The organism is Brevundimonas diminuta (assembly GCF_022654015.1).
GTDB classification, from domain to species: Bacteria; Pseudomonadota; Alphaproteobacteria; order Caulobacterales; family Caulobacteraceae; genus Brevundimonas; species Brevundimonas diminuta_C.
The window spans coordinates 1,049,686-1,072,414 of sequence record NZ_CP073063.1 but is presented as its reverse complement, the minus strand read 5'-3'; the positions used below and the strand labels follow the sequence as shown (position 1 = coordinate 1,072,414).

The window sequence follows — 22,729 nt, the reverse complement described above, 5'->3', positions numbered from 1 at the left end:
GGTGGGGGCATGAGCGACCTGGCCCCCATCACCCACCCGCTTCTGACCGCCGCCGGCATCGCCCACGGCTTCTTCACTCGCGCGGGCGGCGTCTCGACCGGCCTCTACGAGGGGTTGAACGCCGGCGTCGGCTCCAAGGACGACCCGTCCGCCGTCGCTGAAAACCGCCGGCGGGTCGCGGGCCATTTCAACGCCGACCCCGACCGCCTCAACGGCTGCTATCAGATCCATTCCGCCGTGGCGCGTGTCGCCGAAGGTCCATGGCATGGCGACAGGCCGGAGGGCGACGCCGTCGTCTCGGCCGAGCCCGGTCTGCTGTGTTCAGTCCTCACCGCCGACTGTGCGCCGATCCTGATGGCCGATCCCGAGACCCGCATCGTCGCCGCCGTCCACGCCGGCTGGAAGGGCGCGCTGGGCGGCGTCATCCACTCCGCCGTTTCCGCCATGCAGGCTCTGGGCGCCGAGCCCCGGCGGATGGTTGCTGTCGTCGGCCCCTGCATCGCACCCGCCAGCTATGAGGTCGGCGTCGATTTCGAAGATCGTTTCACCCACCACGATCCTGGCAGCGACCGCTTCTTCCACCCGGGCGAAACCGACGACAAACGCGAGTTCGACCTACCCGGCTTCGTCCTGTGGCGGCTGCAGCAGGCGGGCGTCGGCCAGGCCGTCTGGACCGGTCACGACACATGCGCGGATGCAGAGCGTTTCTATTCGAACCGCCGCGCCTTCCAGCACGGCGAGCCGGACTTCGGTCGATTGATCAGCGTGATTGGAGTTTAAAGGGACAGGTCGAGCCGACGGGTTGTCCTCTCATAAAGGGCGTCTGCCGCCACCATAGCTTCGTCTGCGATTGGAGGGGTGTTCCCCGCAAACTGAACGCCGTGTTCTAATTCTTGCTGAATGAACTCAATAAGGACGGACGGCGCCTGTCCTCGCCCCATCTCTCTAGTGCTGGCTTTCAACTCCACCAGCTCCGTCAACTGGGCGCGCAACGCACGTGGTGTCTCCGCCTCATCCACCAAGACAGAAAGGCTCATGGGGGCAACGGCTGAACCAGCATGGAGACGCAGCCAACGTAACGCCATCGCCGGACGCAACGCATAGAACAGCTTCTTCAATGGAATGGTGCCGTCGTTCTCCAGATGCACATCAAGCTGTCGTCTTCCGAGGTGAAGGTAATGGGTGACTATGCGGCCGCGATCGAGCCAGGTATTGGCGAATGACAGCATTTCATCACGGAATATGATGTCTCCGCTGTAGACAATCGGGGAATTCAACCATTCGACAACGACCGCATTGCCTTTAAGCAGCAGTCGGAGGGCCTTCGAAAGGTCCCAGCCATTGACATCCATGTCGCCCACCAGCGGCATCTCGATCACGTCACGTTTCGGCCAGATCGACAACGACTGCGCGGCGGGGCGGACATAGATGAAGCGACAATCGTAATCGCTGTCCGGTGAGGGAAATCCCCACGCACGGCTGCCGCTCTCGATCGCCAGCGGAATATGGACCTGATGGTCAATCCGAACTTGCCGCAGCAGTGCATCGACCTGCGTCACAGCCTCTGGCGACATCGTCGGATCAAGATTGCGCATTCCTCAACTCACGCCAAAATGCGCAGTGAGGTCAACCGAATGTCAGCCCGCGCGCGCCAGCTCCGGCACGCGGGTCACTTCACGCCACGCGTGCGGGGCGGCCAGCAGGGCACGGACCAGCTTGTTGTTCAGGGCGTGGCCGGCCTTATAGCCCTCGTAACGACCCAGCAGCGGCGCGCCCAGCACATACAGGTCGCCGATGGCGTCCAGCGCCTTGTGACGTACGAACTCGCGTTCCATGCGCAGGCCGCCGGGATTCAGAATCTCGCCGCCGTCGATGACCACGGCGTTCTCCAGCGAACCGCCGCGCGCCAGGCCTGCCTTGCGCAGCGCCTCGACCTCATGGGCGAACCCGAAGGTGCGGCAGGCCATGATCTCCTTGCGGAAGGTCGGTTCGTCCACGACGAAGTCGATCACCTGATTGCCAATCACGGCCGACGGGAAGTCGATCTCGAACCGCATCTCGTAGCGGTCGCACGGCAACAGGGCCGCATGCTTGTCGCCCTCGACGACATGGACCGTTTCCAGGATCTCGATATATCGCTGCGGCGTCGGCTGCGGTCGGAAACCGGCGCGGTCCAGCAGCTTCACGAACTCCAGCGCCGAGCCGTCCAGGATCGGCAGCTCCGGTCCGTCCACCTCGACCACGGCGTTCGACACGCCCAGGGCGGCGAAGGCGGCCATCAGATGCTCGATCGTCGACAGGCGAACGCCCGCGCCGTTCTCGATCATGGTGTTCAGGCGGGCGTCAACGACGGCCTCGCCCGACACCGGAATGCGGCTGTCCCGGTCGGTGATGTCGGTGCGCACGAAGACGATGCCCGTGCCCGATGGCGCAGGCCGAACCGCCAGCCGCACCCGGCGGCCGGTGTGCACCCCGACCCCGGCGATGATGGCCGGGGCGACGATGGTGCGTTCGTGATGGTCGCTTCTGACCGACAAACCTGAACTCACTCTTTCCTTTGCGCGCCGCACGCCGTGCGGATTGCGCCCTGGGTTTTATGTAGCGGTCATGCCGCAAGCGCGAAATCAAAGTCCGGTTTCGGATTGTTTCGGTGTGAGACACATCCGGAAACGAGAAGCGCCCCGGAGGCGGGCTCCGGGGCGCTTCGTTGTCATTTGCGATGTTTAGTTGGCCAGACGGCGGAGAAAGGATGGGATTTCCAGGTCGTCATCGGCCTGTCCCGCCTCCGGTTCTGGATGTTGGACCGGTTGAGCCGACGAGCGCGCCGGATGCGACGATTGCGGCGCATAGGACGTCTCGTGCTGAGGCTGGGTGCGTTTGCCGCGTCCGAACAGGCTCCAGCCGCTGCGGCGGTGGTCACGGTCGTCGTAACCATCGTCGGCTTGGGGTTGCTGGGCCGCAGGCGCGGCGCGCTCGTAGAGATCACCTTGCGGCGCGACGCGCGGAGCCGGTGCGCGGGTTTCATATTCCTCGACCCACGGATCGACGATGGGGTCCAGAGTGCGCGGCTGCGGCTCGGCCACGCGGATCACCGGCTCGGGGCGCGGTTCCGGTTCGCGAGCTGCAGGGGCCTGAAAGGTCGGCACGACCGGCGCCGGCTCGATGCGGGGCTCGGGCGCCCGGGGAGCTTCTGCACGAACCGGCTCGCGATAGGTGTCGCGGGTCGGTTCCGGGGCGCGCGAGGCTTGCGTGCCATACAGGCCGCCGGCCGAGCGACGCGCATCATGGCTGGCCAGCGGCGCGCTGGCGGCCGGCGGGGCGATGGGTTCGATGCGACGCACCTCGCCCTCGTCCATGCCGGTCGCGACAACCGAGACGCGGATCTTGCCGTCCAGAGCCGGGTCGAAGGCCGCGCCGAAGATGATGTTGGCGTCGCCGTCCACTTCCGCGCTGATGGCGTTGGCGGCCTCATCGACTTCCAGCAGGGTCATGTCCAGACCGCCGGTGATGTTCACCAGCACGGCCTTGGCGCCCTTCAGGCTGGTCTCGTCCAGCAGCGGGTTGGCGATGGCGTTCTGGGCGGCCAACAGAGCGCGGTCGTCGCCCGTGGCCTCGCCCGTGCCCATCATCGCCTTGCCCATCTCGGACATGACGGCGCGCACGTCGGCGAAGTCCAGGTTGATCAGGCCGGGCAGGATCATCAGATCGGTGATCGAGCGGACGCCGGAGTGCAGGACCTGATCGGCCATGCCGAAGGCGTCGGCGAAGGTCGTGCGTTCGTTGGCGACGCGGAACAGGTTCTGGTTCGGGATGACGATCAGGGTATCGACATAGCGTTGCAGCTCGGCGACGCCCGCGTCGGCCAGACGCATGCGGTGACGCCCTTCGAAGGTGAAGGGCTTGGTCACCACGCCGACGGTCAGGATGCCGCGATCACGCGCGCATTTGGCGATGACCGGCGCCGCGCCGGTGCCGGTGCCGCCGCCCATGCCGCAGGTGATGAAGACCATGTGCGCACCTTCCAGGTGCTGATGGATCTCGTCGGCGGATTCCTCGGCGGCGTTCATGCCGACTTCGGGGTGGGCGCCAGCGCCCAAGCCTTGGGTGATGGTCTCGCCCAGTTGGATGCGGCGATCTGTCTTGGCGAAGCTGAGGTGCTGCGCGTCGGTGTTGGCCACGACGAACTCGACCCCTTCGAGGCCGGCGTCGATCATATTGTTCACGGCGTTGCCGCCAGCGCCGCCGACGCCGAACACGACGATGCGGGGCTTCAGTTCAGTGTGTTGCGGCTTGACCAATGAGAGCGACATTTTCTGTTTCCGACCTGCTGACCCGCCCCTTCAAACCAACCGACCGCCCCGCCGAATCGCTTTGGTTATGAGCGCGTTAAGGATTGCGCCCATGAAGGTTAAGAGAAGGTTACGGCGATAATGTGAGTCGGACCGAAGAACACCCCAAACCGAAAGCGTTGCTGGACTTTTCCTGTCGACCACAGAAAAAGGGCGGCTCTTTCGAGCCGCCCTCCAGTTGAAAAACTCACGCCGCAATCAGAGGCGGAAGTTCAGACCGATGTTGAAGCGACGGCCGAATGGATCGAAATTCGAGTATAGCGTGGTACCCAAATATGGTGCCTGCTCCGCATCAAAGACGTTAGTGACGCCGGCTCGCAACGTGACATCGTCGCTCACGTTGTAGCGAACAAGGAAGTCGTTGCGGACAAAGTTGCCCGTGCGCAGATACTCGACTGGGCGAGAGTCAGCGTTAGCAATGAAGTCGCGGTACTGGATGATGTCTTGCGATGTTTGCCAATCAGCAATCCAAGAGATGCGTAAATCTTCGTTCGGCTCCCAGGCTAGGGTCGAGGTGAAGCGCACACGCGGGAAGGAACCGCCTGTTTGCAGAGTGCTCGCAAACTCCGTGAAGTCGTTCGGGTTCTGCGAGTTGTTGAACTGCTTCTGCTCTATCAGCCACGAACCGTTGATGGAGTAGTCAAAGCGACCGAAGTTGCGGCCCAGCACGTCCTGCGTATCGAAGGTGTAACGACCGATGAAATCAAGACCGCGAACTGTCCGTTTAGCGTAGTTCAAGGACCCTTGAATGAAGCCGATGCCGGTCACCGAATCGCCGACCTTGAAGGCTTCCGAGCGATCTTGCGCGGAGGCCGGGTTCGCGACTGGCGTCGTGTTGCGGAAGATCGTCGAACAGGCTTGCGCATTTAGCGTCGGGCCGTTGACGCAGTTGGCTGCGACAGTAGCTGCACCGACGGCGGCAATGACGTTCGTGATTTCGATCTCGTAGTAGTCGAGCACCAAACTGAGATTTGGGGCAAACCGAGGCTGGAACACGGTCGAGAAGGTGAAGGATTCAGCTTCTTCAGGGACCAGATCGACGTTGCCGCCGTTAACACCCGAGGTCGTCGACGTATACACCGGGATGTAATCGTCGTCGGTCGTCGCCGTCGTTCCGGCGAAGTCGTAGCTCAGCCCCTTCGCCTGCGCCAGGGCGGTGCAGTTCGTGATGCGGTTGGCGCGGATTTCCGCTGTCAGCGTCGGCGAAGTTATGCGCGCCGTTGTGCAGGGATCCTGAACGTCGACGAAGGTTTGCGAGAACGGACGGAAGTTTTCCGACAACGTAGGCACGCGGATCGACGTGTTGAAGCTGGTCTTGAACGCGATGTCGCGAATCGGACGGTAGACCAAGTTCACGCCGTACACATCCTGGCCGCCGACCGTCGAATAGTCTGAATAGCGGTAGGATCCGCTCAGTTCAGCGTATTCGCCGAAGGTGCTGTCGCGAAGCAGCGGAATCGACAACTCGCCGAAGACTTCCTTGGATTCGTAATATTTCTCCGGGAAGTCCGGGCTCGAGTTTAAGAACAGGAAGCGATTGCCAACCAAACGGTCGCGGCCTTCCGCAGAGGTGAGCTCCTTGCGATATTCCACGCCTAGAGCTGCGCCGATCGGGCCGGCACCCCAGAAGTCCCAGAACTGACCCGACACCGATGCGACCGCGTCATGCTGTTCGTTGATTTCCTTAACAGTCACGAAGGCTTCGACATATTGCCTACCGGCTTCGCTTTGGTTGCCCGCGCCGAAGATGTTGTAGGGCTGGCATTCGTTGATCGCCGCACGCCCGGCTTCGGAACCCTGCACCGTGCCGCCGCGAACGGCGTCGGGAAGGGCCACGCCCTGCGCATTCAAAAGTCGAACGCGGCAAACCGTAGCGCCCGCACTGCCCAGAACGCCAAGCGTATCGATGACGGAGTCCGCACCGAAGTAGAAGCGTTCGGCATCGACCGCCGCTTCCAAATTCTCGTTGTTCATCTTGCCGTAGGTGTATGACAGATCCCACCCGAAGTTCTTGACGAAGCCGACATCGCCATGGTCGCCGTTGAAGGCCAGGACATAGCGCTGCAGGTTGCGTTGGTTCTCCTGATAGCGGTCATCGCCGAAGCCGGACAGTCGAGCCCAAGGAGCGGCCGTTGGCGTACCCGCCGCACCCGGCGCGTTCAACGTGGGCGCGCCATAGTTAGTCACGGTGTTGCCAGCGATCGCCGCCTTGAGGTTGGCGGGGATGAAGGCGTTGTCCGACCAGCGCATGTTCGCTGTCGATGTTCCTGTGATCTGAACCTGCCGGGTGTTGGCCACGGCCGCGTCGCTGAAGTTGATGTCGTAGAAGATCGGCTGACTGATGTCGAAAGTCCGCTCGTCGATATATTTGGCTTCCGCATACGCGGTAATATGGCTCGTCACTTTGAAGGTAGAACCCACTTGGTAACGATAGGATTCCGACTCCGGAAGGCGGCTGTCAGTAGAGAAGCGCGAGGGGCTCTCGCCGTCGCCCCCAATGTTGTAGGGGCGGCTCGAGCCAGTGTTGCCGACTCGTTGGCCAAAGTTCGCCAGTCGGGCGCTCGTGCCGTCAAACCACCAAGTCTTGGCCGGATCTACCGAGTAGCAATTCGCGCTGTTGAAAGCTGTACAGTTCGCTTGGGCTACGTTCGGATTAGATGTGGGGCTTGGCTGTTGTGCGTTCGCCAAGGTCATTTGGCTGAAGCGCGGACGGTCAAGACGCACGACATCGGTGAACAGCATGCTATCAAGACGACCATCGTATGCTGGTCCGATCGCGGCGCTCGTTGGGTCTGCATCAATGCCTAGCAAAACCGGCGACCGACGCAACCAGTCGATATCCAGGCTCTGAACTTCATCCTGCTTTTCATACTCTGCGTGCGCATAGACGTTAAGACGATCGTCAAAGAAGTTCTTGCCAATCAGCGCGGAGATACGTTTTGCAGCCTGACCGTCTTGGTTGATCATGGCATAGTTAGCATCGATTTCAGCTCCATCGTAATCGTGACGAAGAGCAAAGTTCAGAACACCAGCCACGGCGTCGGCACCGTAAACCGACGATGCGCCGCCGGTGATGATTTCGACGTTTTGGATCAACAAGCGCGGAATAGTATCGACATCGACGCCGAGCGAACCACCGATCGAACCGACATGACGGCGACCATCGACCAAAGTCAGCGTGCGGCCTGTACCGAGAGCGCGAAGGTTCGCGACGGACAGACCTCCGTCGTTCAGGCCGGAACCTGTGGTATCCGATGGAATGATCGAGTTCGATAGAGCCGGGATCGTGGCGAGGTAATCGATCACCGTGGAAAGCCCGGTTTCGAGCAGTTGATCCTGAGAGACCTGAATAAGCGGTGTAGGCGCGGTCGTAGGATCGCGGCGGATACGCGAACCGGTGACTACGATTTCGTCAACCTGTGTAGCTGCCGTGTCAGCAGCGGTTTGCTGCGATTGGGCCCAAGCGGGGGCCGACACAGCGAAAATGCTCGCCAGAACCGTCGTCCCGAACAAATAATTACGCTTCAGTTTCATAATCAGTCACCCCACTAGAATCGATTTGCGAACAGCCGAGCCGCAAAAGCCCATGGCTTCTCGTAAACCGTCTAGCGAAATATGGCTGTCAAGCAACCAATGTGACCCAAATCGGGCCACCATGCGTCGATGATGTTACAATCGTGACACAGTTCAGCTACCGAGGATTGGTTAGTTGCTGCCGCTGCAATGGGCGCTTAAGTGGATGAGTCGCAGCGCGTTTGACTGCGAATAGACAGCGTCACAGATTGTCGCGGAGCCAGCCCGCCACGCGTCCCACCACATTCCCGCGGTGGATGCGCGGCGCATCCGCAGCCGTGATCTGGCGCGCCATCAGCTTTCTCGCCGACACCGCCTCACGCGGGCCGTAGGCGGCGCGGAGGAGGACACCGGCGGTGGCGCAGAAGGCGGGGCCGGAGGCGGCGTCGGCCAAATGTGGCGCCCGTTGGGGTTTTCCGAGGCGGACAGGACGGTCGAAGACCCGCACGGCCAGCTCGCGCACGCCGTTCAGCTGGCTGGCGCCGCCGGTCAGGACAAGGCCTGCACCGGGCTCCAGGCCAACGCCTGCGTTTCTTAGCCGATCACGGAGCAGTTCGAGGGTTTCCTCGACGCGGGGCGCGATGACGGTTTTCAGCATGGCGCGCGGGACGATGACCGGGCCGGCCGAGGCATCCTCGCCGCGCGGCGGGGCCTCCAGCATTTCGCGGTCCTCGTTGGCGCTGGCCATGGCCGAGCCGTGCAGCGTCTTGAGCCGCTCGGCGCCGGCCTTGGACGTCGACAGGCCGCGGGCGATGTCTGAGGTGACATGATCGCCGCCGACATTCAGGCTTTCGATATGCAGCAATGACCGGCCGCCCCATACGGCGGCGCTGGTCGAGCCGCCGCCCATGTCGATGCAGACGGCGCCCAGATCCATCTCGTCCTCTTCCAGCGCGGCCAGCGACGAGACGACGGGTGCGGCGGCGACGCCCTGCAGGTCGAGGTGCGCCAGCTCCAGGCAGTGGCTGAGGGTCGTGAACACGTTCTCGGCCATCGAGACGACCAACAGATCCAGCCCCAGCGAGCCGCCCCGCATCGAACGCGGATCATGCACGCCGCGTGCGCCGTCCACCGACCAGGCGATGGGCAGGACGTGGATCGGGCGACGGTTGGGCAGGCGGATCTGCGCCAGGGCCATGCCGATGGCGCGCGCCAGATCGGCGTCCCCGACCGGATTGGCGCCCAGGGACACGCGGGCCTGGACCCGGTGGCTGGCCATCTGGCCGATGGCGGTCGTGACAACGACGCCGGATACCGGGCTCTGGGCGGCGCGCTCGGCGCGTTCGACCGCGTGGCCGATGGCCTGGGCGGCTTCATCCATATTGATGATCGCCCCGCCCCTGACGCCTTTGGATTGGACATGGCTGGCGCCCGCGACGCGGATGGTGCGGTCGGCGTGACGGACGCCGTCCGGCTTCATGATGAAGCACGACACCTTGGATTGACCGATATCCAGCGCGGCGACCACGGGCGCACGTCCGGCGCGAGGATCCATGCCCCGACCGTGATCATTCGCCGCGCCGCGTTGCTTGGTCATGTCTCTACGGTCCTTAGGCGTCGCCGGCGGGTCGCACGGCGACCTCGTCGGGGGTTCTGAGATCGACCCGGGCGAAGCCCAGGTCGAGCAGGCGTTCGCGCTGGTCCAGCGCATCGAGGCGGATCAGGGCCGCCTCCTGTTCGGTGGCGGGCAGCTGGATCAGGCTGCCATCCTTCAGACGCAGGTCCCAGCGGCGCTCGTCCACGCGCACCAGGGCGTCCACCATCCCCATCAGCCGGGGGCGCTGGGCCAGCAGAGGCAGGATTTCACCCGCCGCGACGTCGGCGCCCTTGCCCACGACCAGCGGCAGCGTCGGATAACGACGCGCGTCGGCGCCGTCGATGACCTGGCCCCGGTTGTCGATGACCTTGATCTGACCGGCTTCCTGCCAGACGGCGAGGCGGTCGTGTTCCTTGACCTCGACGATCAGGGTGTCGGGCAACAGGCGCACCACGCGCGCCTCCTTGACCCAACCCACGCCTTGAACCCGCGTGCGAATGGCGTCCAGATCCAGGCTGGTGATCGGCTGACCGGAATACAGGCCCAGTGCGCGCTGGATCGCCGGCTCGGCCTCAGGCGAGGCGCCGGTGATGTGCACCCGCCTCAGCGTCAGGCCCATGCCGGCCGTCGCACTGTCCAGGCCATGCGAAACCGAGGCGCCGATCCGCTCGGCGCGAGCGCCCGTGGCCAGAACCCCGACCAGCAGCAGCGCGCCGGCGCCCAGAGCGATCACGGCGGTGCGGGGCGAAATATCGACACGGCCGATAGCGGCCATCTTGCCGGGAACGGCGGACGCGTTCTGGGCCCCGCCGCGCGACCGTCCTCCGCCCTTGGAAGCCGCACCGCGTTGTGGAGCCTGATTAGAACCCTGTCGCCGGCCGCCGCGAACTACCGCGGGCATGAGGCGTCCTCCACCATCCACCGAACCAGATCGTCATAGCTCATCCCGGTATGGGCGGCCTGCTCGGGCGCGAGCGAAGTCGGGGTCATGCCGGGCTGAGTATTGACCTCCAACAGGACCAGATCGTCCTTAACATCATCATAACGGAAGTCGGATCGCGACACGCCGCGGCACCCCATGGCGACGTGCGCCGCCTCCGCCTGACGCAGCGCCTTTTGGAACACGTGCGATGGCAGGACGGCCGGCAGGACGTGCACCGACCCGCCCGGCGCATACTTGGCCTCATAGTCATAGAAGCCCTTGGTCGGGGTGATGTCCGTGACGGTCAGGGCGCGCGGCCCCGTCGCCTCGCCCAGCACGGTGACGCACAACTCCTTGCCTGCGATATAGGGCTCGACGACGACCTGCTCGCCGTAAGTCCACCCCGGCTCGCCCACTTCCGAGACCGGACGGTTGGCGCCCTCGCGCACCAGGAAGACGCCGACGGACGAGCCCTCGGCATTGGGCTTGACCACATAGGGCGGGTCGATGACGTGGCGGCTGGCGACTTCGTGACGATCGTAAAGACCACCGCCCGGCACCTTGAGGCCCGCCGCCCGCAGCACAGCCTTGGACTTGTCCTTGTCCATCGCCAGGGCCGAGGCCAGCACGCCGGAATGGGTGTAGGGAATCCGCAGGGTCTCCAGCACGCCCTGGACGCAGCCGTCCTCGCCCCAGGCGCCGTGCAGGCAGTTCAGCACCACGTCGGGCCGGATCAGGCCGGACAGCACATTGGCCAGATCCCGCCCGGCGTCCACGCGGCTGACGCGCACGCCCTGTCGCTCCAGCGCCTGCGCGCACTGCTCGCCCGACGAGAGGGACACCTCCCGCTCTGCGGAAAGGCCGCCCATCAGGACGGCGACATGAAGGTCTTTGAAAGCGCGGGCCATGACGCCTTGGATTGGGGCCTACATGTTTAACAGGCCGTCAACCATTCGCGTCCGCCGACCATTTTGCGCGGGATTTTTTATCCCGATCGGCCGATCCGCTTGATTTCCCATTCCAACTGAACGCCGGTCTTGGCCAGGACATCGGCGCGAACCGCCTCGCCCAGGCCTTCGATATCGGCGGCTGTCGCCTCGCCGGGATTGATCATGAAGTTGGAGTGCAGTTCGCTGAACTTGGCCCCTCTCCCGGTTTCGGCGTGCAGCTTGCCGCGCCAGCCCGCCCCATCCACCAGCTGCCATGATGAATGGCCGGGCGGGTTCTTGAAGGTCGAGCCGCCCGTCTTCTCGCGGATCGGCTGAGTGGTCTCGCGACGGCTGGTGATCTCGGAGATCCGGGCCGCCACCGCCTCGGGTTCGTCGGCCGCGCCGCGATAGGTCGCCTCGATCCAGATGATGTCGGCCGGCGCCTGAGAATGGCGATAGGTGTAGCCGAAGTCGGCCAGAGCGTAATCGACACGCTCGCCCGCCCGCGTCAGGCCCCAGGCCGAAACCAGCACGTCCTTGGTCTCGGAACCATAACAACCGGCGTTCATGGTCAGGGCGCCGCCGATCGTGCCCGGAATGCCGGCGTAGAATTCCAGCCCGGCGATCCCCGCCTTGGCGCTGGCCTTGGCGACCATGGAGTCCAGCGCGCCCGCGCCCGCCGTGATCGTGTCGCCGTCTGTCGTGATCTGCGCCCAAGGGCGGCCCGCCAGGCGGATCACCACCCCCTCGACCCCGCCGTCACGCACGATGACGTTCGATCCGACGCCCAGAACCGTCACCGGCACGGCCGCGTCCAGCGCCTCCAGGAAATCCGCCAGATCCTCGGCGTCCGCCGGAATGAACAGGGCCTCGGCCGCGCCGCCCACCCGGAACCAGGTATAGGGCGCCAGCGGCTCGTTCCGCAGCAGCTTGCCGCGCACCTCGGGCAAAGCAATCACGCCAGAGCCTCCAGCTGCGCCGGCAGGCCATAGGCCCAGCTGGTGATGTCGCCGGCGCCCAGCAGCACGACAACGTCGCCGGATTTGGCCTCATCCTTGATCAGGCGTGGCAGGACAGCGGCGTTCTCCAAGGCCTGGACGTGACGGTGGCCGTAGCGGCGCACTCCGTCGGCCAGGGCGTGTTTGTCCACGCCCTCGATCGGCTGTTCGCCCGCCGGATAGACGTCGGCCACGATCACGCCGTCGGCGTCCGAGAAGCAGGTCGAGAACTCGTCCATCAGGTCGCGCAGGCGCGTGTAGCGGTGCGGCTGAACCACGGCGATGACGCGACCGTCGGTCACCTGGCGCGCGGCCTTCAGCACGGCGGCGATCTCGACCGGGTGGTGGCCATAATCGTCGACGATGCGAACGCCGCCCACGACGCCCGTGGTGGTGAAGCGCCGCTTGACCCCGCCGAAGCCGGCAAGGCCGGTGCGGATCGCGTCGTCCGACACGTCCAGCTCGCGCGCCACGGCGATGGCGGCCAGGGCGTTCGACACATTGTGCCAGCCGGCCATCGGCAGATGGACGCCCGAGATCACATGGGTTTCGCCATTCTGGATGACCACGTCGAAGCGGCAGCCGTCGGGCCCCATCTCGACATTATCAGCCCGCACCATGGCCTGCGGATTGACCCCGTAGGTCACCAGCCGCCGGTTATCGATGGCGGCGACCAGCTTCTGCACCTCCGGATGGTCCAGGCAGACAGCGGCGAAGCCGTAGAAGGGGATGTTCTCGACGAAATCGACGAACGCTTTGCGCACCCCGTCGAAGTCGCCGTAGTGGTCCAGATGTTCGGGATCGATGTTGGTGACGATGGCCACCGTCGACTTCAGGCGCAGGAAGCTGCCGTCCGACTCATCCGCCTCAACCACGATCCAGTCGCCGTCGCCGACCTTGGCGTTGGTGCCATAGGCGTTGATGATGCCGCCATTGACCACCGTGGGATCCAGGCCCGCCGCATCCAGCAGGGCCGCCACCATAGAGGTCGTGGTCGTCTTGCCGTGGGTTCCGCCAACCGCGATCGAGAACTGCAGCCGCATCAGCTCGGCCAGCATCTCGGCCCGGCGCACCAGCGGGATGCGGCGCTCGCGGGCCGCCTTCATCTCGGGATTGTCGGCCTTGACCGCCGTCGAATAGACCACCGCTGAAACGCCCTCGCCCACATGGGCGGCGTCGTGGCCGATGAAGATCTTGGCGCCCAGTTGTTCCAGCCGCTCAGTATTGGCGCTCGCCTTGGCGTCAGAGCCCTGCACCGAATAGCCGATCTTCAGCATGATCTCGGCGATGCCGCTCATGCCGATGCCGCCGATGCCGACGAAATGAACGGGACCGAGGTCGAACGGGACGGGGCGAAGGCGTGCGATCATTTTCGCCTCATAAACGCCGCCTCGCCTCCTGCGAAGGGCGCGCCGCATACGGAGCGAACTTTTCTAGCGACGATCGGGCGCGGCTGTGCGCGAAGTCGCACAGAACCATTGCGCCTCCACCGAGTTGTCTTCGGGAACGCGCGCGGCTCCCGCTTGCGCTGCTGCACCAAAGGACTCCCAAGATGGCCAAGACCTCAAAGCCGGCCGGCGCGCCGACAATCGGCAACGCCGGCGAGGTGCACCAGACCGCCTCGACGCCTGACACCCGCCTGACCACCAATCACGGGACGCCGATCAGCGACAACCAGAACTCGCTCAAGGCCGGCGCGCGCGGTTCGACCCTGCTGGAAGACTTCATCCTCCGCGAGAAGATCCAGCATTTTGACCACGAGCGCATCCCTGAGCGGATCGTCCATGCCCGCGGCTCGGCCGCCCACGGCTTCTTCGAACTGACCGACAGCCTTTCGGACTTCACCACCGCCAAAATCTTGACTGAGGTCGGCAAGAAGACCGAGCTGTTCACACGCTTCTCGACCGTCGCCGGCGGCGCGGGGTCGGTCGATACGCCGCGCGACGTACGCGGCTTTGCGGTCAAGTTCTATACGACCGAAGGCAACTGGGATCTGGTCGGCAACAACATTCCCGTCTTCTTCATCCAGGACGCGATCAAGTTCCCGGACCTGATCCATTCGGTGAAGATGGAAGCCGACAAGGGCTATCCACAAGCGGCGTCTGCTCATGATACCTTCTGGGACTTCATCGGCCTGATGCCGGAAAGCACCCACATGATCATGTGGGCCATGTCCGACCGCGCCATTCCGCGCTCGCTGCGGATGATGGAAGGCTTCGGCGTTAACACCTTCCGCCTGATCAACGCCGAGGGCGAGGCGACCCTGGTCAAATTCCACTGGCGGCCCAAGCTGGGCACGCAGTCGACCTGCTGGGACGAAGCGGTCAAGATCGCCGGCGCCGATCCCGACTATCACCGCCGCGACCTGTATGAGGCCATCGATCAGGGCGACTTCCCCGAATGGGAGTTCGGCGTGCAGTTGTTCACTCAGGAGCAGGCCGACGCCCTGCCCTTCGACGTCCTGGACGCCACCAAGCTGGTGCCGGAAGAGGATTATCCCATCCGCGTCATCGGCCGCATGGTCCTGAACAGCAACCCCGACAACTTCTTCGCCGAGACCGAACAGGTCGCCTTCCTGCCGACAAACATCGTGCCGGGCATCGATTTCTCGGAAGATCCGCTGCTGCAGGGCCGTCTGTTCTCCTATCAGGACACTCAGCTGTCGCGCCTGGGGACGGTCAACTTCCACCAGATCCCGATCAATCAGACCAAGGGCTGCCCCTTCCAGAACTTCCAGCGCGACGGGCATATGCAGATGGCCGTGCCCAAGGGCCGCGCCAACTACGAACCCAACAGCCTGTCCGAGGCGGGCGAGGACGGCGGCCCGCGTGAAGATCCCAAGGGCGGTTTCCGCACCGCGGCCATCCCGGTCGAGGGCGAAAAGGTCCGGCTGCGCGCCGAAAGCTTCGCCGATCACTATAGCCAGGCGCGGCTGTTCTTCCGCTCACAGACCGAGATCGAACAGGCCCACTTGGCCAGCGCCATCGTGTTTGAACTGTCGAAGGTGTCGCTCGCCCACGTTCGCGAGCGCGTTTTGGCCAATCTGCAGAACGTCGACGAGACCCTGGCCCAGCGTGTCGCAGACGGCTTGAACCTGCCCCTGCCCAAGGCGTCCGAGCCCGGTGTGGCCCCCATCGATCTGGACGCCTCGCCGGCGCTTCGCATCGTCGGCAAATATCCGGACACCCTGAAGGGCCGAAAGGTCGCCATCCTGGTCGCCGACGGTTCGGATGGCGCTGTCGTCGATGCGGTCAAGGCGGCGGTTGAAGGTGACGGCGGCTCGGTCTTCATCGTTGCGCCCAAGATCGGCGGCGCCAAGCTGAAGGACGGCAAGACGCTGGCGGCCGACGGTCAACTGGCCGGCAGCCCGTCGGTCCTGTTCGACGCCGTAGCGATCGTTCTGTCCGAGGACGGCTGCGCCCAGATGTTGAAAGAAGGCGCCGCAGTCGATTTCGCCAAGGATGCCTTCGGCCACCTCAAGGCCATCGGCCACACGCCCGAGTCCCAGCCCCTCTTGGATAAGGCGGGCGTCGAACCGGACGCCGGCGTGATCGACCTGTCCAAGGACGCCAAAGGCTTCCTCGCTCCCGCCCGCACCCGCCAGTGGGATCGGGAGCCCAAGGTGCGAATGCTGGCCTGACCGCAGATCATTTGATCAGAACGAAAAAGGGCCGGGCGATACGTCGCCCGGCCCTCTTGTTTTGTGTATGGCGCGGCGATCAGCTGTCGGTTTGCCAGCCGCCGGCCAGGGCGCGGAACAGGGCGATCTGATAGGTGGTGACCAGTGCGTCAGACTGGGCCAGGGCCGCGTCGGCCGCCGCCTGGGTGCGTTCAGCGTCCAGCACCAACAGGAAGCTGTCGGCGCCGGCGTTGAAGCGCAGGCGTGACAGGTCGGCGGCGCGGGCGGCCTGATCCCTGGCTTCGGTCAGGGCCGCACGGCGGTCCAGTTCGTTGGCGTAGTTGCTGAGCGCCGTCTCGGTTTCCTGAAGCGCCGTCAGCACGGTCTGGTCGAAGGTGGCCAGAGCCGCGTCCGAACGGGCGCCGGCGGCCTTGATCTGGGCGCGGGCGGCGAAGACGTTGGGGAAGGACCAGCTGATCAGCGGACCGAAGCTGAAGCGGAAGTTCTGGTCGTCGCCCAGTTCGCCCGATTCCAGCGCGGTGGAGCCGAAGGAGCCGCCCAGGCTGATCTGCGGAAACAGGTTGGCGGTCGCCACGTTCACGCGCGCGGCGGCGGCGGCCAGTTCGGCCTCGGCCTGGCGCACGTCGGGACGGCGGGCCAGAAGCGCGGCGCCATCGCCGACCGGGATCGGCTGGCTGAGCTGGGGCGGACGCACGCAGGCGGCGGCGGCCTGGCTGGCTTCGGCCGGGGTGCGCCCGGTCAGGGTCGCCAGGCGGAACAGGGCCTCGTTACGGGTTGCGCGCAATGTCGGCAGGGTCGCCGCCGTCTGGGCCAGGGCCGCGCGGGCGCTGGCCACGTCCAACCCCGTGCCCGCCCCGCCGTCAAGCAAGGTCTGGGTCAGGTTGGCTGTGTTGCGTTGCAGCTCCAGCGTCCGTTCGGCCACCGCGATCTGCGCATTGGCCGAGCAGGTGTCGGCATAGGCGCGGGTCGTCTCGGCCGCGACCGTCACCTGGACCGTGGCCAGGGCGGCCTCGGCGGCGCGGGCGTCGGCGCGGGCGGCGCGAATGGTGGATTCCACCCGTCCGAACAGGTCGACCTCATAGGCCGCCTGAATGCCGACGTCATAGGTGTCGATCTCGGGCGCATCCTGCCCGGCTGGCAGGCCCTGGACCGTGGCGGCGGAGGCGCGGCTGCGCTGGGCCTGGGCGCTGGTCGTCGTAGTCGGGAAACGGCCGACGCGGGCCTCCGACAGCGACGCCCGTACCGCGCGCAGATTGGCGAAGGCGGCTTCGAGCTGGTTGTTCTCGGCGAAGGCCTGCTGGATCAGGGCGTCCAGCGTGGGGTCCTCGTACAGCCGCCACCAGTCGTCGCTCGCCGCAGCGGTCGAGACAGTGGGGCTGGCCGAGCCGACGAACGCGCCCGTGCCGGCGACGGGCAGGTCGGCGACGGGCGCCTTAGGTCCGACCGCGCAGGCGGCGAGCAGGGCGCTCGACGCCGCGGCGGTCAGGAAGCTGAGGGTCTTGTTGCGGGTCATCAGATGTCCCCTCCCCGGCCGGTCGCGGGTGCAGGCGCGTTGGGATCGGTCAGGTCGCTGGTTTCGTCATAACGCACGGCCCGGTCCGAAGGACGGTCAGGCGTCGGGGTCGGCTTCTTGCCTTGCGGCAGTTTCGAGGACAGCCAGCGGCTGACCACATAGAAGACCGGGGTGAAGATCAGGCCGAAGAAGGTCACGCCCAGCATGCCCGAGAAGACGGACGTGCCCAGTGACTGACGCATCTCCGCGCCCGGCCCCGAGGCCAGCATCAGCGGCACGACGCCGAGGATGAAGGCGAACGAGGTCATCAGGATCGGACGCAGGCGGGTCTTGGCGGCGGCGACCGCAGCCTCGAACCGGTTCATGCCCTGCTCTTCCTCGGCCTGTTTGGCGAACTCGACGATCAGGATGGCGTTCTTGGCCGCCAGGGCGATCAGAACGACCAGACCGATCTGGACCAAAATGTTGTTGTCCAAGCCGCGCAGGTTCACCCCGATGATGGCCGCCAGCAGACACATCGGCACGATCAGGATGACCGCCAGCGGAAGCGTGAACGCTTCGTACTGAGCCGCCAGCACCAGGAAGACGAACACCACCGCCATCAGGAAGATGACCGTCGCGCCGGAACCCGCCGCCTTCTGCTGATAGGCCAGACCCGTCCATTCGTAGGAGAAGCCCTGCGGCAGGGTCTGGGCGGCCATGGTTTCCATGACCTGCAGCGCCTCGCCGGAAGAGACCCCTGCCGCGGCGTTGCCCTGAAGTTCGGCGGCCGGGAACAGGTTGTAGCGCACGATCCGCGCCGGGCCGGAATCGTTGACCAGATTGGCCACCGACCCGATCGGCACCATGGCGCCCGTGGACGACTTGGTCTTCAGATTGGCGATGTCGGCGATGTCGTCGCGCGCCGTCGGCTCCGCCTGTGCCGTCACCCGGAAGGTGCGGCCCAGCATGTTGAAGTCGTTGACGTAGGACGAGCCCAGATAGACGCCGAGAGTGTCGAAGACCGAGCTGGGTTGAACGCCCAGCATCAGCGCCTTGTCACGGTCGACGTCGGCGGTGATGCGCGGCGAGGCCGTGTTGTAGGTCGAGAAGACCTGGCTGACCTCGGTCGGCTTCTGGGCGGCGGCGCCCATCATGGCGAAGGTCGCGCCTTCCAGCGGACGATAGCCGGCGCCTTCGCGGTCCTGGATCATCATCGAGAAGCCGTTGCCGGTGCCCAGACCCTGGACCGCCGGCGGGGCAATGACGAAGATTTGCGCGTCCTCGATCTGTCCGGTGGCCTGGGTGATGGCGCCGGCCAGGGCCGTGGCGGCCTCTTCCTTGGAGCGTTCCTCGAAGCCGTTCAGGCGCACGAAGATGGTGGCGGCGTTGGAGCCGAACGAGAAGCTGGAACCGTCCAGACCGGCGAAGGCCACGGTGCCGTTCACCCCGGAAGTGCCCTGGATGATCTTGGTGGCGCGTTCCATCACCGCCTGGGTGCGGTCCAGAGATGCGCCGGCCGGCAGTTGGATGACGCCGATCAGGAAGCCCTGATCCTGTTCAGGGATAAAGCCCGAGGGGGTATCCACCAGACGCCAGGCGGTCAGGCCCAGAAGACCGGCATAGATGATCAGAACCAGACCGACCGTGCGCACCAGACGCGCGGTCAGGCGGCCGTAACGATCCGATAGCCAGTCAAAGCCCTCGTTGAACTTCCGCCCGGCCCAGCCGCCGTAATAGACGACCGTGCCCAGGACGCCCGGCTTGCGAGCATGCTCGTGATCCTTCTTGTGCGGCTTCAGCAGTAGGGCGGCCATGGCCGGCGACAGGGTCAGGGACACGAACAGCGAGATGACCGAGGCCGAGGCGATGACGACCGCGAACTGGCGATAGAAGATGCCGGGGATGCCGGGCACGAACATCGTCGGCACGAACACCGACACCAGCACAAGGCCGATGGCGATCAGGGCGCCGGACACCTCCTGCATCGATCGATAGGCGGCCTCCTTTGGACTGAGGCCCTCGCTGATGGCCCGCTCCACGTTCTCGACCACGACGATGGCGTCATCGACGACGATGCCGACCGCGAGGACCAGGGCGAAAAGAGACAAGGAGTTGATCGAATAGCCCAGCGCCAGCTGCACCGCGAAGGTGCCGACCAGGGCGACGGGAATGGCGACGATGGGGATGATGGCCGCGCGCCAGGTCTGCAGGAAGACCATGACCACGATGATGACCAGGATGACGGCTTCGACCAGGGTGTGCTGAACCGACTCCACCGAAGCGGCGACGAATTCGGTCGGGTTGTAGGGCACGTCCACCTTCATGCCGGCGGGCACTTCGGACTTCAGGGCCTCGACCTCTTTCAGCACGCGGTCGGCGGTGCCCAAGGCGTTTGCGCCCGGCTGCTGAACGATGGCGATGCCGACGCCCCGCTGGCCATCGAAGAAGCCGCGGATGCCGTAATCCTGGGCGCCCAGTTCGATCCGCGCCACATCACGCAGATAGGTGACACGGCCTTGGGCGTCCGTCTTCAGGACGACGTTGGCGAACTCATTGGGATCGCTGAGGCGACCCTGGACCTGAACCGGCAGTTGGAAGGCGGCTGCGCTGTTGGGGAACGGCGGCTGGCCGATGGAGCCGGCGGCGGCCTGGACGTTCTGGGCGCGGAGGGCCGAGACGATCTCGGGGCCCGTCAGACCGCGCTCGGCCGCCTTGGCCGGGTCAATCCAGACGCGCATCGAATAGTTGCCGCCGCCGAACACCTGCACTGCGCCCACACCTTCGATCCGCAGCAGGCGGTCCCGCAGCGTGGAGTTGGCGTAGTTGCCGACATAGTCGTTATCCAGCGTGCCGTCGGGCGACGTCAGGCCAAGGATCATCAGGAAGCCGCTCTCGGCCTTGTTGACCACAACGCCCGTCTGGCGAACCGCCTCGGGAAGGCGGGGTTCAGCCAGGGCAACCCGGTTCTGGACCAGCACCTGTGCGGAATCCAGGTCCGTGCCGGGCTGGAAGGTCACGGTGATGGCCACTGCCCCGTCCGATGTGGACGAGGAGGAGATGTACAGCATGTTCTCGACGCCGTTCACCTCCTGCTCGATGGGGGCGGCGACGGTTTCGGCCAGGGTCTCGGCCGAGGCGCCGGGATAGGCGGCGTTGATGGTGATCGTCGGCGGCGCGATCTCAGGATACTGCGACAGGGGCAGCAGCGGATAGGCGGCGATGCCGATGATGGAGATCACCACCGCGATCACGGCCGCGAAGATCGGCCGGTCGATGAAGAAGCGGGAGATATTCATGGCTTAGCCGGCCGGCAGGCTGTTGGCGAAGGAGGCGCTGGACGCGGGCGCCGCCTGGGTGACTGGCGCCTGGGACGCATCGCCGGCGATGGGTTCGATCTTGCCGTTCTTGGGCGTGACCTTGGAGCCCGGCTGGGCGGCGCGTTGCAGACCCGCAATGATGACGCGGTCGGTTGGAGCCAGGCCCGAACGGACGACGCGCAGGCCCTGCACGATCGGGCCGAGCTGGACGGCCTTGTTCGTCACGGTGCCGTCGGCGTTGACGACGGCGACGGTGCGGCGGGCCTGATCGGTGCCGATGGCCGAATCCGGCACCAGCAGGGCGTCATAGGCGCCCGCGCCCGCGACCTGGGCGTTGCCGAACATGCCGGGGCGCAGGAAGCCGTCGGCGTTAGGCAGGATGGCGCGCAGACGGATCACGCCCGAGGCGGTGTCCACGGCGTTGTCCGAGAAGTCGAGCCGGCCGGTGTGCTTGTAGGTGCTTTCGTCCTGCAGGCGCACGTTGACGACCGCGCCCTGATTGGCGCCGCCCTGACGCAGGTATTTCAGCAGGACCGCTTCCGAACCGTCGAAGACGAAGTGGATCGGGCCGCCCGAGATGATGGTGGTCAGGATGTCGCCGGCCGACGAACCGCCGGCGATGACATTGCCCGGATCGACGCGACGATCGGACACGCGACCCGAGGTCGGCGCGGTGACGCGGGTGTATTCCAGGTTCAGACGCGCATTGCGGACGGCGGCGTTGCCGGCCGCCAGATTGGCCTGGGCCGCATCGACGGCCGCCTTGTTGGAATCATATTCGGCCTTGGACACCGCCTGCGAGGCCAGCAGGGCTTCGCTGCGGGCCAGGTTGGCGCGGGCCAGCGACAGTTGCGACTGGGCCTGGGCCACCTGGGCCTGAGCCTGGGCCAGCGCGGCCTGAGCGGGGCGCGGATCCAGGGTGAACAGCAGCTGGCCCTTTTGAACCATCTGACCGTCGCGGAAGTGAACGGCCTGGATATAGCCGCCGACGCGGGCGCGCACGTCCACGCTCTCGACCGCTTCGAAGCGCCCGGTGAACTCGTCCCAGTCCCGTACCTGCTGCTTCAGCGGGACAGCCACTGTCACGGGCGGCGCGCCTTGCGCCGGCGCCTCTGCCTTTGGGGAACAACCATAAAGCGCACCCGTCACCATGACGGATACCGCCGCAATCTTCAGCCCGCGCATCTGCGCATCTCCCTGTCGGAGGTAAATCCCTGTCGTGCGGACAGAGGCCGATGGGGAGTCGGCCTTGTCAACGCGTGGTGACTTAATGGTCGGAGCCGTGGCGCTTGTCAACAGGCGTTGACAAAGCCATATGTGATCTACGGTTATTGTCTGTGGAGTGTCATCACCTTGTTATGTCCCGGCCCACGCCCGAGAAACGCCGCCGCCACACGCACGGCCATTCTCGATGCTGCACGCGAGAGATTCGCGGCCGAGAGCTATGACGACGTGGGCATGCGCGACATCGCGCGCGACGTCGGTGTCGATGCGGCGCTGATCAGCCGCTACTTCGGCTCCAAGGACGACCTGTTCCTGGCCGCGCTGGACAGTTGCGGCGACGGCAGCGCCCTGATGCAGGGCGAAAAGGCCGACTTCGGACGGCGCGTGGCGCATGAGATCGTCTTTGAACCCAAGAAGGCCGAAAAGCTGAAGGGCATGTCGATCATGCTGCGCTCCATCGGCTCGGCAAAGGCGTCGGAGATGGTTCAGAACACCTGCACCCAGCGCTTCTTCGGTCCGCTGGAGGAATGGCTGAGCGGGCCGGACGCCACCGTCCGCGCGCGGCTCTTGGCAGGCTTCATCATGGGCATGTCGGTCAGTCGTGAGCTGGGCGGCGGCAGCTTCAACATCGAACCCGCCCAATGTGAGGAAATGCGCGACCGACTGGCGCCCATTCTTCAGTCCCTGATCGACGGCTGATCCCATCGCCGAAATGAAAAAGGGCGCGGAGGCTGACCTCCGCGCC

At 65.3% G+C, this 22,729-nt stretch carries 15 protein-coding genes; 3 read left to right on the top strand and 12 right to left on the bottom strand.

What is annotated here, in order from left to right:
* Positions 1 to 9 precede the first annotated feature (9 nt).
* Positions 10 to 780: a peptidoglycan editing factor PgeF gene (pgeF, locus tag KAK88_RS05105; RefSeq protein WP_242078145.1), complete on the top strand. Its 771-nt coding sequence runs from the start codon at positions 10 to 12 to the stop codon at positions 778 to 780.
* Here pgeF and KAK88_RS05100 read toward each other — a convergent pair.
* The 9 genes from KAK88_RS05100 to murC form a co-directional block, all read right to left on the bottom strand.
* Entirely contained in the window at positions 777 to 1,595 is an 819-nt protein-coding gene (locus KAK88_RS05100) for a nucleotidyltransferase domain-containing protein (protein ID WP_242078144.1), read from the bottom strand. The genes pgeF and KAK88_RS05100 overlap by 4 nt on opposite strands.
* A 42-nt stretch (positions 1,596 to 1,637) precedes the next feature.
* Positions 1,638 to 2,537: a UDP-3-O-acyl-N-acetylglucosamine deacetylase gene (lpxC, locus tag KAK88_RS05095; protein WP_242078143.1), complete on the bottom strand. Its 900-nt coding sequence runs from the start codon at positions 2,535 to 2,537 to the stop codon at positions 1,638 to 1,640.
* Positions 2,538 to 2,723: 186 nt separating this feature from the next.
* On the bottom strand, positions 2,724 to 4,310 hold the full coding sequence (ftsZ, locus tag KAK88_RS05090; protein WP_242078142.1) for a cell division protein FtsZ: 1,587 nt from the start codon (positions 4,308 to 4,310) through the stop codon (positions 2,724 to 2,726).
* Positions 4,311 to 4,547: 237 nt separating this feature from the next.
* Positions 4,548 to 7,883 carry a TonB-dependent receptor domain-containing protein gene (locus KAK88_RS05085; RefSeq protein ID WP_242078141.1) on the bottom strand — a complete coding sequence of 1,112 codons (3,336 nt, stop codon included), beginning with the start codon at positions 7,881 to 7,883 and terminating at the stop codon, positions 4,548 to 4,550.
* A 241-nt stretch (positions 7,884 to 8,124) separates the two neighbouring features.
* Positions 8,125 to 9,417: a cell division protein FtsA gene (ftsA, locus tag KAK88_RS05080; RefSeq protein ID WP_242078557.1), complete on the bottom strand. Its 1,293-nt coding sequence runs from the start codon at positions 9,415 to 9,417 to the stop codon at positions 8,125 to 8,127.
* Positions 9,418 to 9,472: 55 nt separating this feature from the next.
* On the bottom strand, positions 9,473 to 10,360 hold the full coding sequence (locus KAK88_RS05075) for a cell division protein FtsQ/DivIB (protein WP_431307206.1): 888 nt from the start codon (positions 10,358 to 10,360) through the stop codon (positions 9,473 to 9,475).
* Positions 10,348 to 11,289, bottom strand: coding sequence for a D-alanine--D-alanine ligase (locus tag KAK88_RS05070; protein ID WP_242078139.1), 942 nt, complete (start codon positions 11,287 to 11,289; stop codon positions 10,348 to 10,350). Before KAK88_RS05070 ends, KAK88_RS05075 begins: the two co-directional genes overlap by 13 nt.
* 77 nt (positions 11,290 to 11,366) lie before the next feature.
* The gene (gene murB, locus KAK88_RS05065; RefSeq protein WP_242078138.1) at positions 11,367 to 12,269 is read right to left on the bottom strand and encodes a UDP-N-acetylmuramate dehydrogenase; all 903 of its coding nucleotides are present in this window, start codon (positions 12,267 to 12,269) and stop codon (positions 11,367 to 11,369) included.
* Positions 12,266 to 13,678 (bottom strand): UDP-N-acetylmuramate--L-alanine ligase, encoded by a 1,413-nt coding sequence (gene murC, locus KAK88_RS05060; protein WP_242078137.1) that lies wholly within the window; start codon positions 13,676 to 13,678, stop codon positions 12,266 to 12,268. Before murC ends, murB begins: the two co-directional genes overlap by 4 nt.
* A 182-nt stretch (positions 13,679 to 13,860) precedes the next feature.
* Here murC and KAK88_RS05055 point away from each other — a divergent pair, with 182 nt between their 5' ends.
* Positions 13,861 to 15,948 carry a catalase gene (locus KAK88_RS05055; RefSeq protein ID WP_242078136.1) on the top strand — a complete coding sequence of 696 codons (2,088 nt, stop codon included), beginning with the start codon at positions 13,861 to 13,863 and terminating at the stop codon, positions 15,946 to 15,948.
* Positions 15,949 to 16,027: 79 nt separating this feature from the next.
* On the opposite strand, the gene KAK88_RS05050 is transcribed toward KAK88_RS05055, so the two are convergent.
* From KAK88_RS05050 to KAK88_RS05040, 3 genes are read right to left on the bottom strand one after another with little or no spacing between them, the layout of a single operon-like run.
* Positions 16,028 to 17,461 (bottom strand): efflux transporter outer membrane subunit, encoded by a 1,434-nt coding sequence (locus KAK88_RS05050; RefSeq protein WP_242078135.1) that lies wholly within the window; start codon positions 17,459 to 17,461, stop codon positions 16,028 to 16,030.
* Positions 17,461 to 20,739: an efflux RND transporter permease subunit gene (locus KAK88_RS05045; RefSeq protein WP_242078134.1), complete on the bottom strand. Its 3,279-nt coding sequence runs from the start codon at positions 20,737 to 20,739 to the stop codon at positions 17,461 to 17,463. The genes KAK88_RS05050 and KAK88_RS05045 overlap by 1 nt, the downstream gene beginning before the upstream one ends.
* 3 nt (positions 20,740 to 20,742) lie before the next feature.
* Complete coding sequence (locus KAK88_RS05040) at positions 20,743 to 21,846, bottom strand: efflux RND transporter periplasmic adaptor subunit (RefSeq protein ID WP_242078133.1); 1,104 nt, start codon at positions 21,844 to 21,846, stop codon at positions 20,743 to 20,745.
* Between the two features lie 372 nt (positions 21,847 to 22,218).
* On the opposite strand from KAK88_RS05040, the gene KAK88_RS05035 reads away from it, so the two are divergent.
* Positions 22,219 to 22,683, top strand: coding sequence for a TetR/AcrR family transcriptional regulator (locus tag KAK88_RS05035; RefSeq protein ID WP_017505129.1), 465 nt, complete (start codon positions 22,219 to 22,221; stop codon positions 22,681 to 22,683).
* Positions 22,684 to 22,729 lie beyond the last annotated feature (46 nt).